The sequence below is a fragment of the Streptomyces sp. SKN60 genome, from assembly GCF_026236535.1.
In the GTDB taxonomy this organism is placed as follows: Bacteria; Actinomycetota; Actinomycetes; order Streptomycetales; family Streptomycetaceae; genus Streptomyces.
The window spans coordinates 262,852-283,348 of record NZ_JAHTMW010000003.1 but is presented as its reverse complement, the minus strand read 5'-3'; the positions used below and the strand labels follow the sequence as shown (position 1 = coordinate 283,348).

Here is a 20,497-nt window from a genome sequence, read left to right as displayed (position 1 = left end):
AGCGCGCCATGACCGGTGAGTTCGACCTGAAGGCACTGCTCGCCGAGCGCGGCGGCGAGCGCTACGAGCTGCACGCCCGCCACCTCAACCACCAGCTCCCGCGGATGCTCCACACCATCGGCTTCGACCGGGTCTACGAGCGGGCCGAGGGCGCCCACTTCTGGGACGCCGACGGCAACGACTACCTCGACATGCTCGCCGGCTTCGGCGTCATGGGCCTGGGCCGGCACCACCCCGTCGTTCGGCAGGCCCTGCACGACGTGCTCGACGCCCAGCTCGCCGACCTCACCCGCTTCGACTGCCAGCCGCTGCCCGGACTGCTCGCCGAGCGGCTGCTCGCGCACAGCCCCCACCTCGACCGGGTCTTCTTCGGCAACAGCGGCACCGAGGCCGTCGAGACCGCCCTCAAGTTCGCCCGGTACGCCACCGGCCGGCCCAGGATCGTGTACTGCGCGCACGCCTTCCACGGCCTCACCACCGGCTCCCTCTCCGTCAACGGCGAGAAGGGCTTCCGGGACGGCTTCGCACCGCTGCTCCCCGACACGGCGATCGAGCTGGGCGACCTCGACGCCCTGGAGCGGGAGCTGCGCAAGGGCGACGTGGCGGGCTTCGTCGTCGAGCCCATCCAGGGCAAGGGCGTCCACGAGACCCCGCCGGGCTTCCTGCGCGCCGCCCAGGAGCTGCTGCACCGGCACGGCGCGCTGCTCATCGCCGACGAGGTGCAGACCGGTCTCGGGCGGACCGGCGACTTCTACGCGTACCAGCACGAGGACGGGGTCGAACCCGACCTGGTGTGCGTCGCCAAGGCGCTCTCCGGCGGCTACGTACCGGTGGGCGCCACCCTGGGCAAGGACTGGATCTTCAAGAAGGTCTACTCCTCGATGGACCGGGTCCTCGTCCACTCGGCCAGCTTCGGCTCGAACGCGCAGGCCATGGCCGCCGGGCTCGCGGTGCTCTCGGTCATGGAGGCCGAGGACACCGTGGCGCACGTGCGCCGGACCGGCGACCTGCTCGCCGGCCGGCTGCGCGAGCTGGTCCCGCGCTACGAGCTCCTGAAGGAGATCCGCGGCCGCGGGCTGATGATCGGCATCGAGTTCGGCCGCCCGACCTCGCTCGGCCTGCGCAGCCGCTGGACCATGCTCCAGGCGGCCCGCAAGGGGCTCTTCGCCCAGATGGTCGTGGTGCCGCTGCTCCAGCGCCACCACATCCTGACCCAGGTGTCGGGGGACCATCTGGAGGTGATCAAGCTGATCCCGCCGCTGGTCGTCGACGAGGCGGACGTGGAGCGCTTCGTGACCGCCTTCACGGCGGTGATGGACGACGCCCACGCGGGCGGCGGACTGATGTGGGACTTCGGAAAGACGCTGGTCAAGCAGGCGGTCGCGCAGCGCTGACCGGATTCCGGCGGCCCCCGGGGTCCGGGTTTTGCCTCTGAGGCAAGAAAGTTGCCTCAGAGGCACAAGCCTGGCGCAATGGACGCATGGACCACGTCACCGACGCCCTGCCGGACGTCGCTCCGCAGCTGCGGGCCCTGCGCCGCCGGCGCGGGCTCACCCTGGAGGCGGCCGCCCAGCGCGCCGGGCTCTCGCCCGCCCATCTGTCGCGCCTGGAGACGGGGAACCGGCAGCCCTCGCTGCCGATGCTGCTCGCGCTCGCCCGTATCTACGGTACGACGGTCTCCGAGCTGCTCGGCGAGGCGCCGCCGGAGCGCGACCCGGTCGTGCGGGCCGGGCGCTCCGAGCCGGTCGAGGCCGACGGCTGGAGCTACCGGCAGGCCGGCGGCGCCGGCCGCGCCATGCAGGCGCTTCGCGTCCACGTCCCGTACGCCACCAGCGCGGACATCGTGCGGGTCCATCCCGGCGAGGAGTGGATCCATGTCCTGGAGGGGCGGGTCAGGCTCGCGCTCGGCGAGGCCGTGCACGTGCTCGACCCCGGGGACAGTGCGCACTTCGACTCGCTGACCCCGCACCGGATCGGCGCCGCGACACAGGCCGGGGCCGAGCTGCTGTTCGTCCACACCCTGATGCAGAGCCCCGCCGCCGAGCTGTGCCTCGGCGCCGGGACCCCGCATCGACGCTGAGGTCTAGAAAGGACCGACATGTCCGAGAAGTCCGTACCGGTCACCGGCGAGGAGCGCGGTGAGGGCAAGTTCCCCAAGGGCCTGGTGCTCCGGCTCTTCGCCTACCTGGTCGCCGGCCACGTCTTCGCCGCCTTCCTCTATCTGCTCTTCTCCATGGGCGGGAAGTAGCCCCGACCTGAAGGGTCACGCCTCGGTGAGCAGCCGCCCGCGCAGCCGCTCCCGGGTCTCCGGGGCGAGCCGCAGCCCCTCCGCCAGATAGACGTCGACCGAGCCCCAGCTCTCCTCGATGGTCCCGAACGCGGCCCGCAGATACTCCACCCGCGCGTCGAACAGCGGCGCGAGCAGCTCCATCACCTCCGGCGACATCCCGTCTGGGGCGGTGGAGCTGCGCTGCACCTTGTAGCGGCGGTGCGGGGCGTTGGACTTCACGTAGTCCGCCTCGATCGCCTCGTGCTCGACGCCGACCGCGAGCAGCGAGATCGCGATCGCCAGCCCCGCCCGGTCCTTGCCGGCCGCGCAGTGCATCAGGGCGGGGACGCTGTCCTCGGCCATCGCGTGCAGGATCCGGCTGTGCTCGGCGGTCCGCTCGACGATCATCTTCCGGTACGAGTCGGACATCCGGGCCGCGGCCTTGCCGTCGCCCAGGATCCCGCGCAGCTGGTCCAGGTCCCCGTCGCGGACCAGCTTCCAGAACTCCTTGCCGTCGGCCGGGTCGTTGAGCGGTATGTTCACGTTCCGCACGCCCGGGAGCTCGACGTCCGCGCCCTCGATCCGCCGGTCGGCCTCGTTGCGGAAGTCGAAGACCGTGTGCAGTCCCAGGGTGGTGAGGAAGGCCGCGTCCTCGGCGGTGGCGTGCGCCAGGTGACCGCTGCGGAAGAGGTGCCCGGGGCGCACGGACCGGCCGTCCACGGTCGGCAGTCCGCCCAGATCGCGGAAGTTGCGTACGCCGGTGAGTTCGGGCTCGGTCGTCGCTCGCGTCACGGTTGCTCCTGCTCTCGAGATCGGTTCCTGCGGCAATCATCATGGCTGGCGGGCCGCGTGGGCACCCCATCGGGATGGAATGGGCGATCTGTCCGGATTGAGCGCTTGGGTATAACGCGCCCTGGTTGCAGGGGAGATGGGTTCCGGGGCGTGAGCAGCGTCATAGACGTGACGGACCGTGCCTGATCGTCTTTTTCAAATTCCCCCCGGCAAAGGGAAATCGAGAGACCGTCATCGACGGAGGGTCACCGGAATTCCGGACGGATATCAAGGAATTCGAGATCGAATGGAACCGGTGGCTTGTTCCGCTCGTCCCCGCTCGTCTAGCGTCGCGCTCACTCCGGACGGACCGCCTCATCCTGCCGCCGACCGGAATCCGCACTCACCCGTAGACGGCAGGAGCGGGGGACCCAGGTAAGTCGCCGATCCCTCGGAGAGAAGGACGGCTCGGGGTGAAGCCGCGCGACCGCGCGGCCGGACATCTCCAGTCCGAACCCGACAGCTCACCTCGCAGGCGACGGAGAGGAAACCGCCATGCCCGCGAAGGGTAAGCACCGCCGTACCAAGGCCAACCCGATCACCCGCGGGTTCGTGGCCGCCGGCGCCGGAGGCGCCGTCGTCGCCCTCCCGCTGATCGGCGCGACCGGCGCGCACGCCGCCGAGCAGGCCGCCCCCGCCGCCCGCCCGGCCGTCGCCGCCGTGGCGCCCGCCGCCGTCACCCCCGCCAAGGCCCCGGCCGCCAAGGGCACGAGCTACACCGTCGTGCGCGGCGACTACCTGTCGAAGATCGCCACCGAGCACCACCTGGCCGGCGGCTGGCAGAAGCTCTACCGCGACAACCGCCAGGTCGTCGGCGAGAACCCCTCGCTGATCCTGCCCGGCATGAAGCTCACCCTCGGCGCCAAGAACACCGCCAAGGCCGCGCCCGCGCACAAGGCCGCCCCCGCGCCGAAGGCCGCGCCGAAGAGCTCCGCCAAGAACGGCGACACCGCGCCGAGCCGCGCCTCCCGCGGCAGCGAGCGCACCGCGGCCCCGGCCGCCGCCGACTCCTCCTCTTCCTCTTCCTCTTCCTCGTCCTCCTCGGCGGGCGCGACCAGCTCCTCCGGCTGGGTCGCCCCGGTCGGCGGCGGCATCTCCACCCCGTACCGCGCCTCCGGCTCCATGTGGTCCTCCGGCTACCACACCGGTGTCGACTTCATCGCCTCCACCGGCACCACCGTCCGCGCGGTCGGCCCCGGCACCGTCTACTCCGCCGGCTGGGGCGGCGCCTACGGCAACCAGGTCGTCATCCAGCACGCCGACGGCACCTTCTCGCAGTACGCCCACCTCTCCTCGCTGTCCGTCTCCGCCGGCCAGACGGTGAGCGGCGGCCAGCAGATCGGCCTCTCCGGCGCCACCGGCAACGTCACCGGCCCGCACCTGCACTTCGAGATGCGCACCGGGCCGGACTACGGCTCCGACATCGACCCGCTGGCCGTCCTGCGCCAGCACGGCGTGAGCATCTGACGCCACGTCGGCAACCCGACCCGTTCGGACAGCACCCGGAGGCCCGGCACCTGCGTGCCGGGCCTCCGGCGTATTCCGGCTTGGTGGAATCTTTATCGGTGGCATATGTCACCCGGCGTCAACCCCTCCTTACGGTCGCGTAGGTCACACGGGGAGGGGAAAGATGTGGTCCCGTGGCAGACGATTCGAGATCTACAGAAAACAACTCATTCGGGTCGTACGCGGCGATCGGTGACAGCTTCACCGAGGGCGTCGGAGATCCCGGGCCCGACGGGTCGTTCGTCGGCTGGGCGGACCGGTTCGCGGTCCTGCTCGCCGACGAGATGCCGGAGCACGACGACTTCCGGTACGCCAATCTCGCCGTACGGGGGCGCCTCCTGGACCAGATCGTCGCGGAACAGGTCCCGCGGGCGAAGGAACTCGCCCCCGACCTCGTGACCTTCTGCGCCGGCGGGAACGACATCATCCGCCCCGGCACCGACCCCGACGACGTCGCCGAGCGCTTCGAGCGCGCCGTGGCCGACCTCACCTCCGCCGTCGGCACCGTCATGGTGACCACCGGCTTCGACACCCGCGACGTGACCCTGCTCAAGCACCTGCGGGGCAAGATCGCCACCTACAACGGGCACGTCCGGGCCGTCGCCGACCGGTACGGCTGCCCGGTGCTCGACCTGTGGTCGCTGCGGTCCGTCCAGGACCGGCGCGCCTGGGACGAGGACCGGCTCCACCTCTCGCCCGAGGGCCACACCCGGGTCGCGCTGCGCGCCGCCCAGGTCCTCGGCATGGCGGTGCCGGCCGACCCGGAGCAGCCGTGGCCCCCGGAGCCGCCGCGCGGCACCCTGGAGGTCCGCAAGGACGACATCCACTGGGCCAGGGAGTACCTGGTGCCGTGGATCGGGCGCCGGCTGCGCGGCGAGAGCTCCGGCGACCACGTCGAGGCCAAGCGCCCCGACCTGATGCCGCTCTAGGAGACCCGCCACGACGGATGCGCGGCGAGGTTCGCCGGGACGCGTTCCAGGACGCCCCCGGCGAACACGTCGTACAGCGGCAGCGTCTCCAGGTGCACATAGCCGATGTGGCAGTCGCACACCGCCAGCGGGCACGGCCGGGGCCGCAGCGCCGCCCGGTACGAGCCGTCGTAGAGGTTGCCGAGCTCGGCCCGTACGAAGTGGCAGCGCCGCACCGTGCCGTCGCCGTCCACCGAGATCACCGACTCGCCCGTGCGGCACGGCAGCCCCGCCGAGGCGTGCGGATGCCGGCTGTACGGGAACAGCGGGTCGAGCTCCGTCCAGCCGGCGGCCGCCGCGTCCGTGTATGTATGCCCCTCGGCCGCGTTCACCCACAGGTACACCTGCTCCGGCAGCTCCGCGCGCAGCCGCCGGGCGTGCTCCCGGTGCTCGGGCAGCCCCACGATCCCCACACTGAAGCGCACCCCGCGCGCGGCCAGCTCCCGGCACTTGCCGAGGAAGCGCTCGTACGGCGTCTGGCCCGGGTGGTAGGTGCACCACAGGGCCACCGTGTCGAGGTCGGCCTCCGCCAGCCAGTCGGTGCGGCAGCTCAGATTGGTCTGGATCGCCACCCGCTCCACGTGCGGAAGGTGCGAGAGCTCGACCAGCGTGCGCCGGTACCAGGACCGCACCAGGCCCTCGCCCCACGGGGTGAACAGGACCCGCAGCCGGTCCCCGGTCTGCCCGGCCGCCCACCCGGCGAAGCGCTCCAGGGCCGCCCGGTCGGCCCGCAGCCGCTCCGGGCTGTCCCGCCGCTTGGCGAAGGGGCAGTAGGGACAGTCGTAGTCGCAGGAGGCGAGCGGCCCCCGGTAGAGCACGGTCAGGTCCATCCGGCCGCCCCCTACTTGGCCTCGTACGCGGCCATGGCCGCCCGCACCGCCGGGGAGAACAGCTCGGGACCGAGCCCGTCGGAGTGCGCCAGGCCCTCGGGGGAGAGCCGGAGCAGCCCGGCCGGGGCGTCGGCGTCCAGCCAGCCGCGCTCCTCGAAGCGGGCCAGCTCGGCCCCGAAGTCGTCGAACGCCGAACCGCCGAACCGCGCCGCGTAGTCGGCGAGCGGCATCCCCGCGGCCTGCAGCAGCGACTGCAGCAGATGCCGGCGGCGCGCCTCGCCGGCGTCGACCCGGCGGCCCACCTCGGCCCGGGAGAAGTCCCGTGTGTCGGTGTAGGTGTCGATGATCGAGCGGATCTCGGGCATGCCGACCGCGTAGTCGAAGGAGTAGTGCAGCCGCGACGTGTAGGAGCGGGCGCCGCAGCCCAGGCCGATCATCCCGTCGGTCTGGCAGGCGTGGTCGTCCGGGCCGAGCGCCGGTGCGTCCGCGCGACGGAACATGCGCATCGACACCTGCTCGTAGCCCCGCGCCAGGAGGTGGTCGCGGCCGTGCCGGTAGAGCCGCAGCCGCCGCTCGTCCCACTCCCGGTCGCTCTCCGCCGGGCCCTTGCGGCCCAGACCGGTGAGCGGCCGCACGTACAGCGGATACAGATACAGCTCCTCCGGGCGCCAGACGAGGGCGGCGTCGAGCGAGCGGCGCCAGCTGGCCTCGGTCTGGCCGTCGATGCCGTAGATCAGGTCGATGTTGAGGACCGGGACGCCGGTGTCGCGGATCCGGCCGAGGGCCGCCTCGACCTCGGCCCGGCGCTGCGGGCGGACCGCCGCCCGCGCCTCGGCCTCGACGAAGCTCTGCACCCCGATACTCAGCCGGGTCGCGCCGCGCTCCGCGAGCACCGCGAGCCGGTCGGCGGTCGCCGTCGACGGCGAGGTCTCCACGGACAGCGGCACCGCCCGCAGGTCGGCGCCCATCCGCCGCTCGGCGATGTCGCACAGCCGCTCCAGCTCGGCAGCCGTGAGGAAGGTGGGCGTGCCGCCGCCGAACGCCGCCGTGGCGAACCGCACCGGCGCCGCGTCGCCCAGGGCCTCGCGCACCGCCGTCGCCTGCCGGTCGAGCGCGTCCAGGTAGCGGGTGGTCAGCTCGTCCGGGGCGCCGATCCGGGTGAAGAGGTTGCAGAACCCGCAGCGGACCTCGCAGAAGGGTATGTGCGCGTAGAGGGACAGCGCGTCCTTGGGCTCGTCCGCCCACAGCCCGGCGAGCGCGGGCCGGTCGGGCAGCGGACGGTAGGCCGTCTTGTGCGGATAGGCGTAGACGTAACTGGTGTACGGGCGGACCGCCTCGGTCACGGTGCTCATGCGGCGCCGCCCTCGTTGGCGTCCGGGCCGGGAAGGACGAACTGCGCGTACGGCACCGTCCACACGCTCTCGTGGCCGAGCCGGTGTCCGGTGAAGCCGTCGTCGCCGTAGGCCGTGCCGTGGTCGGAGCAGACGATCGCGAAGCAGTCGCGGCGGCTGCTCATCGCGGCGAACAGGCGCCCGATGTGCCGGTCCACGTACTCGAGGGCGGCGGCGTGGGTGGCGCGGGAGTCGCCGGCCTCGCGGCTCGCGCCCGCCAGATGGAACCAGTTGGGCTGGTGCAGCGCCGAGACGTTGACGAAGAGGAACAGCCGGCGGTCCCGCGGCAGCGCGGCGACGACCTCCTCGGCCCGGGCGACCTGGGACTCGAAGGAGGTCGGCGAGGCCACCCCGAAGGACGGCTCCCAGTGGCTCTCCTGGAAGAGGCCGGGCAGCACCGTGCCGAGCGGCGGCTGCTTGTTGAAGAAGCCCACTCCGCCGACGCACACCGTGCGGTAGCCCTCGTGCGCGAGCGCCGACACCAGATCGGGCGTGTCGTGGAAGACGAAGGTGCCGTCGGCGGTGGTCTCGCTGCCCGCGAACCGGGCGGCGAAGAGCCGCGGGTGCGGACCGGGCGTCGCCGGGGTCGGCAGGAAGCCCGCGAACATCGCCTGGTGGGAGGCGTAGGTGAAGCTGCCGGGCGCGTGCCGCCGCTCCCACGCCCCGCCCGGCAGATGCCGGGCCAGGTTCGGTATCCGGCCCTCGGCGGCGAGTTCGGCGGCCACGTCGAAGCGCAGGGTGTCGAGGGTGACCAGGAGCAGATCGTGGCTGCCCACGATCGCGTTCATGTCGACGTGCGGGGTGTCGGGGGTGTTCGGGGGGTTCACGGCGTGCTGGTTCCTGTGGTGCTCGGGGTCCTGAGGGAGGTTCGGGTACGGAGCAGGGCGGCGACCTGGGCGGCGTAGGTGTCCTGGTCCTCGGCCCCGCTGCCCGGCAGCCCGGTGAGCCCGGGCAGCAGGTCGCCGAAGGCGTTGACCTCGCCGACCGAGAAGCGGCGCCAGCCGGCGGCCGGCAGCAGGTCGACCCCCACGCAGTGGGTGCCGGGGAAGGCGGCCGCGGCCCGCTCGCACACGGCGAACGCGTCGGCGAACCGGCCGCCGGCCGCGACGGTCGCGGCCCGGACGGCGGCCAGGTCACCGCGGGCGCCGCCCAGATGCAGATTGGTCAGGGGGGAGCGGCTGGTGCGCACCACGGCATGGGTGGCCCGGCCGTCGACCACCACGACCCGCAGATCGGCGGCCCGGCCGTCCAGGGCGGCCTTCGGTATCCAGCGCTCGATGTGCAGGCCGTCCGGCGCGAGGGCGTCCACCAGGGCGGCGACCTCGGCCTCGGTGCCGTAACGCCGCACCCGAAGCGAGTTGAACAGACGCCCGTCCGGGGCCCGTTCCACCGAGGTGGTGGCCTGGACCCGGCCGCCGCCCGCGGTCTCCACGGCGAGGACGCCCGAGGCGGAGGAGCCGTGGGCGGGCTTCACGAACACCCGGGCCAGACCGGCGCCGGCCATCAGCGCCCGCAGGTCCGCCCAGCCGCGCACCGGCGGCCCGCCCGGGCCCGAGGTGGGGGAGTCCGGCACGGGCACCCCGGCCGCCCGCAGCCGTCCGTGGGTCAGCCGCTTGTCGAACAGGACGGCGGTCTCGGCCGGGTCGTCCACCAGGACCGCACCGGCCGCCGCCACCCGCGCGGCCAGCTCCGGAAGGGCGCCGGTGAACGCCTCGTACCAGCGCCGCGAGCCCTCCACCCGGGTCGGGTCGTCCGTGCCGCGCAGCAGCCGGTCCACCTCCGGGTCCTCCCCGGGGCTGTCGACCCGCACGGTCTCGCCGGAGCGGAACTCCGCGGTCCCGCGCAGCACGTCGAGCCACGGCACCACCCGCGCCGCGGGCAGCCCGGCGGCCGCCACCGCGTCCAGGAAGAACCGGACCCGGCGGCTTCCGGGGTTGCCGACGACGGCCAGGTCCGGGCGGGGGCCCGCGGCGGAGGTCACTCGCCGACCGCGGTGTAGCGGTAGATCTCGCCGTTGTACTCGTCGGGGACCTGGCGGTCGCTCACGTCCACGGCGACGCCGTGCGGGGCGAGTGCGGCGGTGACGCGCTCGGCCGTCTCTTCGGAGAGGAAGTGGTGCGACAGGTCGAGCCGCTTCAGATGGGTGAGCGGCTGCCCGGCGAGCAGCGCCTCGGCGCCCTGGTCGGTGAGCTCGCCCATGGACAGGTCCAGCTCCTCCAGGCGGGCGACGACGGGGGCGCTCGCCACAGCGGCGACGACCTCGTCCTGGGTGTCGCTGTTCCGCAGCCCCAGGTACCGCAGCGCGGGCAGCCGGGTGCCGGACAGGATCGGCTCCAGATCGGCAGGCGTGGTGTCGTTGCCGTAGTCGTCCCGGCCGAGCCACAGCTCCAGGTGCTCCAGGGCCGGGAAGTCGCAGGCGCCGATGTCCCGGACCACGGCGGCCGGCAGACCGCCGGTCTGCACGACGAGCCGGCGCAGGCCCTCGTGCCGCAGCGGCGGGAAGGCCAGCTCGCTCGCGCCGCGCACGGCCAGGGTGACCAGGCCGGGGTAGGCGGCGAGCAGCGGGGTGACGTCGGACTGGACGATCCAGGAGATCTCGCAGTCCTCGGACAGCATGTCGCCGAGGAACACCGCCTCCAGGGCGGGCAGCCGGTCCTTCGCCGCGACCAGCGCCTCGACGATGGCGGCCGAGGAGTTCTCGTACGCCTCGTCCCAGCCGCCGACGACCACGGCCCGGACCTTCGCGGTGTCCACGGTGTCGAGGAAGCGCGGGAAGAGCTGCTCCCACTCCTCGTCCTCCGGCTCGGCGTAGGTCGGCGCGGACAGCCGCCAGGCCACCGCGGCGGGGTCGGGCAGCTCGGACTGCTCGGCCGCTTCGGCCTTCCCGCCGGGAGCGGGGAACTCGAACACGGGCAGGTCGTGGAACACCCGCAGGTAATTCCCGATGGTCATGAAGGCTCCAGACACCAGAGGGGCCGCCGGACGGCGTGGATCGGCCGATGCCAGAAGTTCTACCAAGCGGCACTGACAACGCCCGTACCCGGGCCGGGAGCTCCGCGGCCGCCGCCGCAACGCCGGTGCACCGCCCGCGTTCTGTGGGGTTCCTGTGTGTGCCCCGCGCGCGTGGTGTAGGTGTTTCGTGCGTGTCACACCGCCAATGTGATGATTCGTCTGATAATCATCATCCGTGTCCGTCCGACGTATTCTCACGGCCCTGCTGTTCGCCGCCGCCGCGCTCTGCACCGCGATCCCGGCCGCCGCCGACACGGGCAAGGGAGGCGGCACCCGCCTCCCCCTCCCGGCCGCCTTCACCATCCGGGGACTCGACCTCCACGACGCCCAGATCGCCAAGTTCGACGACGTCTACTACCTGTACGGCTCGATGTACGGCTGCGGCTTCGAGTGGTATGTCAAGCCCACCCCCTGGTGCGGCTTCGGGGTCTCCACCGCGCCCACCCCGCAGGGCCCGTGGACCGCGCCGCGGCCGCTCTTCGACCCCACCGCCGCCGACCCGTGGACCGACGGCTCCTGGCAGGACACCTGCGGAGCCACCGGACAGGGCTGCTTCAACCCCCGGATGATCCGCCGCTCCGGCTGGGGCCTCGACGACGGCGGCTTCGTCCTCTGGTTCAACAGCCCCCGCCACTACACCCTCAGCCAGGCCAACGCCTACAACACCATGGAGTGCGCCTCCGCCGCCGGACCCTGCGGACCCGGCACCGGACCCGCCGCCGAAGGCTCGTACCGCAAGCCCGACCTGACGATCTGCGCCGGCAACGGCGACTTCGGCATCATCGAGTCCGGCACCCCCGGCGAGCCCCCGGCCATGGTCTGCACCCTCCCCGGCACCGCACAGCTCAACATCGAGCAGCTCGACAGCCGGGGGACCGGCGGCACGGGCGTCGGCGTCCGCAAGGTCGCCGGGCTCAAGAAGGTCGAGGGCCCCGGCGGCTGGTGGGACCCGGTGCAGCGGCGTTACGTCCTCACCTACGCCGACCCCGCCTGCGGCTACTGCACCGGCACGCCCATCGGCTACGCCACCGCGCCCTCGCTCTACTCCGGCTGGGCCGCGCCGGAGAACCTCGGCTGGAGCGCGCCCGTGTACGGCCGCCGCGTCTTCAACGGCAACAGCTGCGGCGGTGCCCCGCGCACCGTCTCCGTCCTCGACGGGCAGCCCTGGCAGATCATCGACCTGTGGCTCGGCACCCGCAACGAGGCCGCCGCCGCCACCCATCTCGTACCGCTCTCCTACACGCCCACTCCGGGCACGGCCGGCGACGGACTCCTGTGGCGGCCGCCGCTCTCGCTCAACTGCTGAGCCGGCCGGCCCGCCCCCTGGTACGGAGAGGTGAAGGACGGCGCCGTACGGTCGTGGCGGCGGGGCCGGGCGGGCGGCGGCTGGTGGGATGTGCGCGGCCGGAGCACCGGCAACCACCCCCGAAGGGACCGCCCATGACACCCCGTCATCCCCGCGATCTGCCCGGCGCCCGACTCGCCGGACCGTTCCGCACCCTCGCCGTCGGCGCCGCTCTCGGCGGGGTGCTGCTCGGTGCCGCCGCCCCCGCGAGCGCCGCCCTCGCGAAGGCCGCCGCGCCGGGCGCCGCGGCCCCGGCGGCGGCCGTACGGGCACCCGTACCGGCCACCGTGACCGTCAGCGGCAGCGGCCGGGCCGCCGCCGCGCCCGACCTGGCCGTGCTCTCGGTCGGCGTCGAGGCCACCCGCAAGACCGCGAAGGAGGCCCTGGCCGCCCAGAACGCGGCGGCGAAGGCGCTGGTCGACGCGCTGCACGCACAGGGCGTCGCCGACCGCGACATCCGCACCGAGAGCCTGTCCCTCTCGCCCGTCTACGCCCAGAGCACCGAGGGCGAGAGCAAGGTCACCGGCTACCAGGCCGGGCAGACCTTCGCCGTGAAGGTCCGCGACATCGACCGGGCCGGCCAGGTCATCGGCGCCGTCAACGACGCCACCGGCGACGCGGGCCGGATCAACGGCGTCGTCTTCGACGTGTCCGACCCCACCGCGCTGCGCGCCACCGCCCGCGAGGCCGCCTACCGTGACGCCCACGACAAGGCCGCCCAGCACGCCAGGCTCAGCGGCCACCGGCTCGGCCGGCTGGTCTCGCTCACCGAGGGCGAGAGCGTCCGCCCCGGCCCCGCCGCCGTCCCCGGCGCCGCGGCCGACGGCGGCGAGGCCGTGCCGCTCGCACCCGGCGAGATCGAGGAGCACGTGACGGTGACGGCGGTGTACGAGTTGATCTAGGCCGACCCGGACCCGGACCCGGACCCGGACCGGGCGGGGTGAGGGGCGGGGCGCGGAGGCGGACGCCGTACCCCTGGCGTACGCCCGCCACGGCGCTCCCACGGCGCTCCCACGGCGCCGCCCCCGGACAAAGACAAGATCGCCACGGCGCCGGACCCGGCGGGCCGCCCATAATGAAGGGACCACCGACCTCAGGAGGCCCTGTGACCGGCACTGGCTCCGACCCCTCGCTGCGGGCACGGCTGCGCGCGCTGCGCCCCGCGGCCTTCGGCGCCGATCCGAGCGGAGAGCGGCTGGAGCGCATCCGCCGCTCCCCGAACTTCGCCGACGGGGTCTTCCAGAACCCGGAGCAGGCCCGGCACCGGCCGTCCGGCTCGACGATCGAGTTCGCCAAGGTCTACTTCGAGAAGGAGGCGCGGGCGCGCCGGGCCCCCACCGGCCACATCCCCGTGCACCCGACCACCGTCGCCGACCTGGCCAAGCCGCCGGCGAGCGGGCTCCGGCTCACCTGGATGGGCCACTCCAGCGTCCTCGCCGAGATCGACGGGCGCCGGGTGCTCTTCGACCCGGTCTGGGGCGAGCGCTGCTCGCCCTTCGCCTTCGTCGGACCCAAGCGGCTGCACCCCGTGCCCGCGCCGCTGGCCGCGCTCGGCCCGGTCGACGTCGTGGTGATCTCCCACGACCACTACGACCACCTCGACCTGCCGACGATCAAGGCCCTGGCGACCACCGACACCCTCTTCGCGGCGCCGCTCGGCGTCGGCGCCCACCTGGAGCACTGGGGCGTGCGCCCCTCCCGGCTGCGCGAGCTGGACTGGAACGAGTCGACCGAGGTCGGCGACCTGCGGCTGACCGCCACCCCGGCCCGCCACTTCTGCGGCCGCGGCCTGCGCAACCAGCAGCACACCCTGTGGGCCTCCTGGGTCGCCGAGGGCCCGGAGCACCGGATCTACCACAGCGGCGACACCGGCTACTTCTCCGGCTTCCAGGAGATCGGCGCCGCCCACGGCCCCTTCGACGCCACCATGATCCAGATCGGTGCCTACTCCGAGTACTGGCCCGACATCCACATGACCCCGGCCGAGGGCCTGCGGGCCCACCTCGACCTCCAGGGCGGCAGCCCGCACGGCGTGCTGCTGCCCATCCACTGGGGCACTTTCAACCTGGCCCCGCACCCGTGGGCCGAGCCGGGGGAGTGGACCAAGGACGCCGCGGAGGAGGCGGGTCAGAGCATCGCCCTGCCCCGCCCGGGCCAGCCCTTCGAGCCGTCCGGCAAGGTGCCCTCCGACCGCTGGTGGGGCGGCATCGCCCACCCGCTGCCCCGCCACTGGAGCCGCGGATCCGCCCCGCAGACCCCGGCCGCCGAGGGCCGCAGCGGAGAACTGGACCTCGCGGCCGAGCGCTGACCCGGCCGCGCCCGTGGGGCGGGACGCGAAGATCGCGTAGAAAGCGAAGGATGCGATAGCGAATACGGACCGGGCCCGTCCGGCCCGGTCCGTGCCCGGCGGCGGCGAGAACCGGCCGGGAGGGGTGCGCTCCGGGGTGGTCACGCAGAGGGGTCGCGCGCTCACATGGCGGATTCCGGTCCGGTGGACGGTACGGGGAGGGCGGCGGTTCCTGGGGCCTCCCCGGGCCTCCGGGGCGGGCGCAGGGGCGGCCCCGCGTGACCCCGGGTCTGCTTCCGGTCCGGTTCCGGTCCGTTTTCGCGGAGCCTCGAACGGCGAGTTTCGGCCAATCATTCCCGGCCGATGGTGCGGGGGCGATACCAGAGCGGGGCGGTCTACGGGTAAGTTTGCCAACTGCGCACCGCACGTGAACGGTTGACGACTATCGTGGCTGCTTGGTGATCATCGGTAGGCTCAACTCACTCACGTCACACCTCCCCCGTAGTGCACCCCCGTCGCACGCCGATTCCTGGGCACGTACCAAGGACACTCATGTCTCAACTTCGCGCACCCGCCGCGCGTTCCGAACGCCGCGAGGGCGGGCGGCACGGCCGGTCAGGCGCCCGCACGCCCGCCGGGCCGACCGGCGCCGGCCCCGATCCGACCCCGGCGCCGTCCCCCGCGCCGCTCCCGACCGAGGCACGCATACGCTCCCAACTCCTGCGTACGTCCGTGCTTCCGGCGGTCGCCGTCGCCCTCGGCGGCGCCGCGGCCGAGCTGTTCACCATCCGCACCACCGGCGCCGAGGCCGGACCCGGCCTGTGGGCCGCGCTCACCGGAGCCGCGGCCATCACCGTCGCCTCCGTGAGCGCCGCCGCCATCGGCGCCGACCGGGCCGCCAAGTCGATCCTCGACCGGGCCGGCACCCTGCGCCAGACCGCCCTCCGCGGGCAGGGCGAACTGCGCACGGTCGTCGAACAGTTGCGCAGGGGCGAGACCCCCGCGGCACGGCCCGCGCTCCCCGCCGGCACCCCCTCCGGCGACGAGTTCGACCGCCTCTCCGACGAACTGACGCGCTCTCACGAAGCCGCCGTGGCCGCCGTGGTGCAGGCCTCGCAGCTCTCCAGCAGCGTCGGCAACGAGCAGAAGGTCGAGGTCTTCGTGAACCTCGCCCGACGCCTCCAGTCCCTTGTCCACCGCGAGATCCAGCTGCTCGACGAGCTGGAGAACGAGGTCGAGGACCCCGAGCTGCTCAAGGGCCTCTTCCACGTCGACCACCTCGCCACCCGCATCCGCCGCCACGCCGAGAACCTCGCCGTCCTCGGCGGCGCCATCGCCCGCCGCCAGTGGTCGAACCCGGTCACCATGACCGAGGTGCTGCGCTCCTCCATCGCCGAGGTCGAGCAGTACCCCCGGGTGAAGCTGGTCCCGCCGATCGACGGCACCCTGCGCGGCCACGCCGTGGCCGACGTCATCCACCTGCTCGCCGAACTGGTCGAGAACGCCACGCTGTTCTCCGCCCCGCACACCACCGTGCTGATGCGCGCCCAGTACGTCACCGCCGGCCTCGCCATCGAGGTCGAGGACCGCGGCCTCGGCATGCCCGTGGCCGAGCAGAACAAGATGAACGCGCTGCTCTCCGACCCCGACCAGGTCAACGTGGCGCACCTGCTCCAGGACGGGCGCATCGGACTCTTCGTGGTCTCCGCGCTCGCCCGGCGGCACGGCATCGCCGTGCGTCTGCAGTCCAACATCTACGGCGGCGTCCAGGCCGTGCTCGTCCTGCCCCAGGGCCTGCTCGGCGCCGACCCCGAGGGCCTGGCCCGCGGCGAGGCCGCCCAGGCCCAGGTCGCGCAGGCGCAGGCCGCTCAGGTCCAGGCCGCGCAGTCCGCCCAGGCCCCGATCCCGGCCCCGCAGCACCAGAGCCAGCCGCAGCCCCCGGTCCAGCCGCAGCCCCAGCCCCAGGTCCAGCCCCAGCCCAGGCCCCACGTCCCGGCGGCGGTCCCCGCTCCGGTCCACGCCGGCGCCGGCGTCCCCGGGGACCACCCGACGGCCCCGCTGGTCATGGACCGCGGCGCCCTCACCGCCCCCGCCCCGACCCCGGCACCGCAGTCCCCCGCGGCGCCCGCGCCCGTCCCCGTGACGGCGCACGCGCAGCCCCACCTCCCGGCTCCGCATCCCGCCCCGGCCGTCCCGGCCACCCACGCCGCCCCCGCCCCCATGGCGGCCGGCCCCGCTCACCCCGCTCCGGCGGCCGTGGTCCCCCCGGCCCCGCGCTCCGGAGCGACGGGCAGGCCCGACCTTCCCAAGCGGCGCGCCCAGGAACACCTCGTACCGCAGCTGCGCGAGGAGCCCACGGCCCGCCCCGACGAGGAGCCCGCCCTGCACGACCCGGGTCTGATGGCCGCCTTCCAGCGCGGCATCGGACTCGCCGAATCCCAGCCCGCCCCCCGTGAATCGCTGCGTCCCCCCGGCGACGCGCACAAGGAGTAGATGTACATGGCGAGCAATGTGCCGCACGGCCATTCCTCGGATCTCGACTGGCTGCTGAGCGGCCTGGTCCAGCGGGTCCCCTACACCCGCAACGCCGTACTGCTCTCCTCCGACGGCCTCGTGAAGTCCGTGCACGGCCTCGACCCCGACGCGGCCGACCACATGGCCGCGCTGGCCTCCGGGCTCTACTCGCTCGGCCGCAGCGCCGGCGCCCGGTTCGGCGACGGCGGCGAGGTCCGCCAGGTCGTCGTCGAACTGGACTCCACCCTGCTCTTCGTCTCCACCGCCGGCTCCGGCACCTGTCTCGCGGTGCTCGCCGGCCGCGAGGCCGACGCCGCCGTCCTCGGTTACGAGATGGCGATGCTCGTCAAGAGCGTGCGGCCGTATCTGGTCACCCCGGCCAGACAGGCCGCCGGTACGGCGGGCAGTGCGGTCCAGTGACCATCGGGTCCCACCAGGAAGGGCCCTGGCTCGACGACGCGGCCGGCCGGCTGATACGTCCGTACACCGTCAGCGGCGGCCGGACCCAGCCGACCGCCGCGCTCGACCTGCTCTCGATGGTGATGGCGACCGGCGCCCTGCCGCAGACCCACATGGGTCCCGAGCACAGCCTGGCCCTCGGGCTGTGCGAGGGGCCCACCTCGGTGGCGGAGATCGCGGCGCACTTACGGCTCCCGGCCGTCGTGACCAAGGTCCTCCTCTCCGATCTCGTGGACTGCGGGGCGCTCACCGCCCGCGCGCCCCGCTTCCACGCCAATCCAACCGACCGTTCCTTGCTGGAGGCAGTGCTCGATGGCCTACGACAACGGCTCTGAGCGCCACGACCGAGGTCACGAAGGCTTCGCGAGCGACCCCTTCCCCACCGCCCTGAAGATCCTGGTGGCGGGCGGTTTCGGGGTCGGCAAGACCACCTTCGTGGGCGCGGTCAGCGAGATCGAACCGCTCAGCACGGAGGAGCTGCTCACCTCGGTCAGCGCGGCCACCGACAGCCTGGAGGGCGTGGAGTCCAAGACGACCACCACGGTCGCCATGGACTTCGGCCGGATCACCCTCGACGGGCGCAACGTGCTCTACCTGTTCGGCACGCCCGGCCAGGAGCGCTTCTGGTTCATGTGGGACGAGCTCTCCGAGGGCGCCCTCGGCGCGGTCATCCTGGCCGACACCCGCCGGCTCGAGGACTGCTTCTCCGCCGTCGACTTCTTCGAGCGGCGCGGCATCGGATTCGTCGTCGCGGTCAACGAGTTCGACGGCTCCTACCGCTACGAGCCGGACGAGGTGCGGGCAGCCCTCGACCTGAAGCCCGAGGTGCCGGTCGTGCTCTGCGACGCCCGGATCTCCAGCTCCGCCATCCGCACCCTGCTGACCCTCGTCCAGCATCTGCTCACCAACATCCCGGCCGCCGCGCCGACCTACGGAGCCACGACATGACCTACGACCCGACCGGTCATCTGCTGCTCACCCCGATCGACCAGGAGGCCCCCGCCCGGGTGCGCCGCCTGCGCGAGCTGGGGCTCGGCGAGCAGCCCGACCCGGCCTTCGACGAATTCGCCCACCGGCTCGCGGAGGTGACCGGCGCCCCGTACTCGATGGTCAACTTCATCGACGAGAACCGGCAGTTCTTCGCGGGCCTGCACACCCCGGCCGGCACCCACTCGGGCACCGACCTGGGCGCGACCGCCGCCGGCGGTGGCGGCGTCGGCCGCTTCATGGCCCGCGACCACGGCTACTGCCCGCACGTGGTGGTGCGCCGCAAGGCCCTCGTCCTCGAAGACGTCTGCGACTACCCGCGGTTCGCGGGCAACCCGGTCGTGGACGAGATCGGCATCCGCTCCTACATGGGCGCGCCGCTGATCGACCGCAGCGGCGTCGCCCTCGGCACCATCTGCGTCGTCGACACGGACGTCCGGCCGTGGGGCCGGGCCGGCCTGGAGACGATCAAGGCGATGGCGGCGGAGCTGGTGGAGCAGATCCACCGGCGCGAGGACGGCCTGCTCTGACCGCCTGTGCTGACGGCCTGTTCTGACGGCCTGTCTGGCGGGCGGCTCCTGCGGCCCCCGCGCGGGGGTGCCCCGGGTCCGGCTGTTTCGCCGGAACCCGGGGCACCGCTCGTTCCACCGGCCTTCCCGGCGGCCGCGGTTCCGGCGCGTTTCAGGCGCGGCTCAGGCGCGGCTCAGGCGTGCGCCGGCTCCATGGGCTGCATGCGGACCACCTCGGAGAGTCGCTCCGACCAACTGCCCTTGTCCTGGCCGAGGGCGACCTCGGCGAGCCGGAGGAGCTGGATGTCGGAGGTGCCCGCGGGCGCGAAGATGTGGTGCGCGTCGCGGAGGTAGCGCTCGATCGGCCGGTCGGTGTACAGGCCGGCGGCCGCGTGGATCTCCATGGCGCTGCGCCCGGAGTCGATCGCCGACTCGACGTTGACCAGCTTGGCGTTCATCAGCTCGGTGTCGCAGGACATGCCCTGGTCGAGCAGGTGCACCGCGTGGTACGCGGCGAGCCGGGCGGTCATGAGCCGCGACTGCATCTGGCCCAGCTTCAGCTTCACCGTGGGGAGTTCGGCGAGCGGCTTGCCGTAGCGGATGCGCTCGGTGGCGAAGCGGGTGGTCTCCTCCAGGATCGCCTGGTGGATGCCGAGCGAGACGGCGGTGAGGTTGGCGCGGCCGTAGAGCACGCTGGAGGAGTACGCGACGGAGAGGCCGTCGCCCTCGTTGCCGAGCCGGTTCGCGGCCGGCACCCGGCAGTTCTCGAAGATGAGCTCGCCGAAGCTGAAGCCGTGCAGACCCATGGCGGGCTGCTGCGGGCCGGTGCGGAAGCCGGGGCGGTCGGACTCCACCAGGAAGGCGGTGAGTCCCTTGGAGCCGGGGCCGGTCCGGACGACCACGCCGTGCAGGTCGCCGACGTGGCTGTTGCCGACATAGACCTTGCGGCCGTTGAGGATGTAGTCGTCCCCGTCGCGGACCGCGTTCGCCTCCATGCCGAGGACGTGGCCGCCGGACTCGTACTCGGTGACCGCGATGGTCGGCAGGCAGTCGCCGGCCGCGATGGCCGGAAGCCAGGTCTTGCGCTGCTCGTCGCTGCCGAAGTGCACGATCTTGGCGGTGCCCAGCTGCGAGGCCTGGACCATGGCACCCATCGCGCCGCTGACCCGGGCGAGCTCCTCGATGATGATCGTCTTGGCCAGATGGCCGGCGTTCATGCCGCCGTACTCGTGGCCGATAGTCGCGCCCAGCCAGCCCTGTTCGGCGATCAGCTTGGACAGCTCGTGGTGCACCGTGCGGGACGCCTCCATCTCCGGTATCCGTGGCCGGACCTCACGCTCTGCGAAGTCCCGCACCGTCTCCCGGAGCTGATGATGCAGTCGGCTGCTGAAGTAGCCGTCCATACGAGTCCCTCCCTACGAAACGCCTGCTCGTCGAGTGGTCCGAACAGGTGGAACATCGGCAGTGATCCCGTCCCGAACAGGCCGACCACTTCATGGTGTTGATCTTTACGGGGTGGATCAATATCGACACCAAGTTTGTCCGAAACCGGAACGGTTGACGTTTGTTTCTGACTGTGTTTCGCGTGG

20 protein-coding genes and 1 riboswitch are annotated in these 20,497 nt (G+C 73.1%); of the genes, 13 read left to right on the top strand and 7 right to left on the bottom strand.

Annotation, left to right across the window (positions count from 1 at the left end):
- Window positions 1-8: 8 nt before the first annotated feature.
- The 3 genes from KV205_RS07205 (at window position 9) to KV205_RS07195 (ending at window position 2,248) form a co-directional block, all read left to right on the top strand.
- A complete protein-coding gene (locus KV205_RS07205) occupies window positions 9-1,394 on the top strand; it encodes an aspartate aminotransferase family protein (RefSeq protein ID WP_265863300.1) in 1,386 nt (461 codons plus the stop codon).
- 86 nt (window positions 1,395-1,480) lie between these two features.
- Entirely contained in the window at window positions 1,481-2,080 is a 600-nt protein-coding gene (locus tag KV205_RS07200) for a helix-turn-helix domain-containing protein (RefSeq protein WP_265863112.1), read from the top strand.
- 18 nt (window positions 2,081-2,098) lie between these two features.
- Window positions 2,099-2,248 (top strand): DUF6126 family protein, encoded by a 150-nt coding sequence (locus tag KV205_RS07195; RefSeq protein ID WP_265863110.1) that lies wholly within the window; start codon window positions 2,099-2,101, stop codon window positions 2,246-2,248.
- 15 nt (window positions 2,249-2,263) lie between these two features.
- Here the strand turns inward: KV205_RS07195 and KV205_RS07190 are convergent, their stop codons facing one another.
- Window positions 2,264-3,061 carry a tyrosine-protein phosphatase gene (locus tag KV205_RS07190; RefSeq protein ID WP_265863108.1) on the bottom strand — a complete coding sequence of 266 codons (798 nt, stop codon included), beginning with the start codon at window positions 3,059-3,061 and terminating at the stop codon, window positions 2,264-2,266.
- Between the two features lie 373 nt (window positions 3,062-3,434).
- A riboswitch (cyclic di-AMP (ydaO/yuaA leader) is annotated at window positions 3,435-3,591 on the top strand.
- 4 nt (window positions 3,592-3,595) lie between these two features.
- On the opposite strand from KV205_RS07190, the gene KV205_RS07185 reads away from it, so the two are divergent.
- The gene (locus tag KV205_RS07185) at window positions 3,596-4,567 is read left to right on the top strand and encodes a LysM peptidoglycan-binding domain-containing M23 family metallopeptidase (protein WP_265863107.1); all 972 of its coding nucleotides are present in this window, start codon (window positions 3,596-3,598) and stop codon (window positions 4,565-4,567) included.
- A gap of 173 nt (window positions 4,568-4,740) precedes the next feature.
- On the top strand, window positions 4,741-5,535 hold the full coding sequence (locus KV205_RS07180) for an SGNH/GDSL hydrolase family protein (RefSeq protein WP_265863105.1): 795 nt from the start codon (window positions 4,741-4,743) through the stop codon (window positions 5,533-5,535).
- Here the strand turns inward: KV205_RS07180 and KV205_RS07175 are convergent.
- From KV205_RS07175 to KV205_RS07155, 5 genes are read right to left on the bottom strand one after another with little or no spacing between them, the layout of a single operon-like run.
- The gene (locus tag KV205_RS07175; RefSeq protein ID WP_265863103.1) at window positions 5,532-6,404 is read right to left on the bottom strand and encodes an STM4011 family radical SAM protein; all 873 of its coding nucleotides are present in this window, start codon (window positions 6,402-6,404) and stop codon (window positions 5,532-5,534) included. The two genes, KV205_RS07180 and KV205_RS07175, sit on opposite strands and share 4 nt — an antisense overlap.
- Window positions 6,405-6,415: 11 nt before the next feature.
- A complete protein-coding gene (locus tag KV205_RS07170) occupies window positions 6,416-7,756 on the bottom strand; it encodes an STM4012 family radical SAM protein (protein ID WP_265863101.1) in 1,341 nt (446 codons plus the stop codon).
- Window positions 7,753-8,583 carry an STM4013/SEN3800 family hydrolase gene (locus KV205_RS07165; protein WP_265863299.1) on the bottom strand — a complete coding sequence of 277 codons (831 nt, stop codon included), beginning with the start codon at window positions 8,581-8,583 and terminating at the stop codon, window positions 7,753-7,755. The genes KV205_RS07170 and KV205_RS07165 overlap by 4 nt, the downstream gene beginning before the upstream one ends.
- A gap of 35 nt (window positions 8,584-8,618) precedes the next feature.
- Entirely contained in the window at window positions 8,619-9,776 is a 1,158-nt protein-coding gene (locus tag KV205_RS07160; protein ID WP_265863099.1) for an STM4014 family protein, read from the bottom strand.
- Window positions 9,773-10,747 carry an STM4015 family protein gene (locus KV205_RS07155; protein ID WP_265863097.1) on the bottom strand — a complete coding sequence of 325 codons (975 nt, stop codon included), beginning with the start codon at window positions 10,745-10,747 and terminating at the stop codon, window positions 9,773-9,775. Before KV205_RS07155 ends, KV205_RS07160 begins: the two co-directional genes overlap by 4 nt.
- Window positions 10,748-10,982: 235 nt before the next feature.
- On the opposite strand from KV205_RS07155, the gene KV205_RS07150 reads away from it, so the two are divergent.
- The 8 genes from KV205_RS07150 (at window position 10,983) to KV205_RS07115 (ending at window position 18,929) form a co-directional block, all read left to right on the top strand.
- Window positions 10,983-12,113, top strand: a complete 1,131-nt coding sequence (locus KV205_RS07150; RefSeq protein ID WP_265863095.1) for a hypothetical protein — start codon at window positions 10,983-10,985, stop codon at window positions 12,111-12,113.
- 134 nt (window positions 12,114-12,247) lie between these two features.
- Window positions 12,248-13,054: an SIMPL domain-containing protein gene (locus tag KV205_RS07145; RefSeq protein ID WP_265863093.1), complete on the top strand. Its 807-nt coding sequence runs from the start codon at window positions 12,248-12,250 to the stop codon at window positions 13,052-13,054.
- Between the two features lie 203 nt (window positions 13,055-13,257).
- Window positions 13,258-14,460: an MBL fold metallo-hydrolase gene (locus KV205_RS07140; protein ID WP_265863091.1), complete on the top strand. Its 1,203-nt coding sequence runs from the start codon at window positions 13,258-13,260 to the stop codon at window positions 14,458-14,460.
- 531 nt (window positions 14,461-14,991) lie between these two features.
- Window positions 14,992-16,932 (top strand): sensor histidine kinase KdpD, encoded by a 1,941-nt coding sequence (locus KV205_RS07135; RefSeq protein WP_265863089.1) that lies wholly within the window; start codon window positions 14,992-14,994, stop codon window positions 16,930-16,932.
- Window positions 16,933-16,938: 6 nt separating this feature from the next.
- A complete protein-coding gene (locus tag KV205_RS07130; RefSeq protein ID WP_265863088.1) occupies window positions 16,939-17,373 on the top strand; it encodes a roadblock/LC7 domain-containing protein in 435 nt (144 codons plus the stop codon).
- Window positions 17,374-17,375: 2 nt separating this feature from the next.
- Window positions 17,376-17,747 carry a DUF742 domain-containing protein gene (locus tag KV205_RS07125; protein ID WP_265863298.1) on the top strand — a complete coding sequence of 124 codons (372 nt, stop codon included), beginning with the start codon at window positions 17,376-17,378 and terminating at the stop codon, window positions 17,745-17,747.
- Window positions 17,725-18,360 carry an ATP/GTP-binding protein gene (locus tag KV205_RS07120; protein ID WP_265863087.1) on the top strand — a complete coding sequence of 212 codons (636 nt, stop codon included), beginning with the start codon at window positions 17,725-17,727 and terminating at the stop codon, window positions 18,358-18,360. Before KV205_RS07125 ends, KV205_RS07120 begins: the two co-directional genes overlap by 23 nt.
- Window positions 18,357-18,929, top strand: coding sequence for a GAF domain-containing protein (locus KV205_RS07115; protein ID WP_265863085.1), 573 nt, complete (start codon window positions 18,357-18,359; stop codon window positions 18,927-18,929). The genes KV205_RS07120 and KV205_RS07115 overlap by 4 nt, the downstream gene beginning before the upstream one ends.
- A 173-nt stretch (window positions 18,930-19,102) precedes the next feature.
- Here KV205_RS07115 and KV205_RS07110 read toward each other — a convergent pair whose 3' ends face one another.
- Window positions 19,103-20,311, bottom strand: coding sequence for an acyl-CoA dehydrogenase family protein (locus KV205_RS07110; RefSeq protein WP_265863083.1), 1,209 nt, complete (start codon window positions 20,309-20,311; stop codon window positions 19,103-19,105).
- Window positions 20,312-20,497 lie beyond the last annotated feature (186 nt).

What these genes read in the sequence shown, in the direction of transcription:
- KV205_RS07130 (WP_265863088.1), top strand. Translation starts at nt 16,939, where the DNA reads ATGGCGAGCAATGTGCCGCACGGCCATTCCTCGGATCTCGACTGGCTG.
- KV205_RS07170 (WP_265863101.1), bottom strand. Translation starts at nt 7,756, where the DNA reads ATGAGCACCGTGACCGAGGCGGTCCGCCCGTACACCAGTTACGTCTAC.
- KV205_RS07185 (WP_265863107.1), top strand. Translation starts at nt 3,596, where the DNA reads ATGCCCGCGAAGGGTAAGCACCGCCGTACCAAGGCCAACCCGATCACC.
- KV205_RS07120 (WP_265863087.1), top strand. Translation starts at nt 17,725, where the DNA reads ATGGCCTACGACAACGGCTCTGAGCGCCACGACCGAGGTCACGAAGGC.
- KV205_RS07135 (WP_265863089.1), top strand. Translation starts at nt 14,992, where the DNA reads ATGTCTCAACTTCGCGCACCCGCCGCGCGTTCCGAACGCCGCGAGGGC.
- KV205_RS07175 (WP_265863103.1), bottom strand. Translation starts at nt 6,404, where the DNA reads ATGGACCTGACCGTGCTCTACCGGGGGCCGCTCGCCTCCTGCGACTAC.
- KV205_RS07115 (WP_265863085.1), top strand. Translation starts at nt 18,357, where the DNA reads ATGACCTACGACCCGACCGGTCATCTGCTGCTCACCCCGATCGACCAG.
- KV205_RS07205 (WP_265863300.1), top strand. Translation starts at nt 9, where the DNA reads ATGACCGGTGAGTTCGACCTGAAGGCACTGCTCGCCGAGCGCGGCGGC.
- KV205_RS07165 (WP_265863299.1), bottom strand. Translation starts at nt 8,583, where the DNA reads ATGAACGCGATCGTGGGCAGCCACGATCTGCTCCTGGTCACCCTCGAC.
- KV205_RS07145 (WP_265863093.1), top strand. Translation starts at nt 12,248, where the DNA reads ATGACACCCCGTCATCCCCGCGATCTGCCCGGCGCCCGACTCGCCGGA.
- KV205_RS07200 (WP_265863112.1), top strand. Translation starts at nt 1,481, where the DNA reads ATGGACCACGTCACCGACGCCCTGCCGGACGTCGCTCCGCAGCTGCGG.
- KV205_RS07155 (WP_265863097.1), bottom strand. Translation starts at nt 10,747, where the DNA reads ATGACCATCGGGAATTACCTGCGGGTGTTCCACGACCTGCCCGTGTTC.
- KV205_RS07110 (WP_265863083.1), bottom strand. Translation starts at nt 20,311, where the DNA reads ATGGACGGCTACTTCAGCAGCCGACTGCATCATCAGCTCCGGGAGACG.
- KV205_RS07195 (WP_265863110.1), top strand. Translation starts at nt 2,099, where the DNA reads ATGTCCGAGAAGTCCGTACCGGTCACCGGCGAGGAGCGCGGTGAGGGC.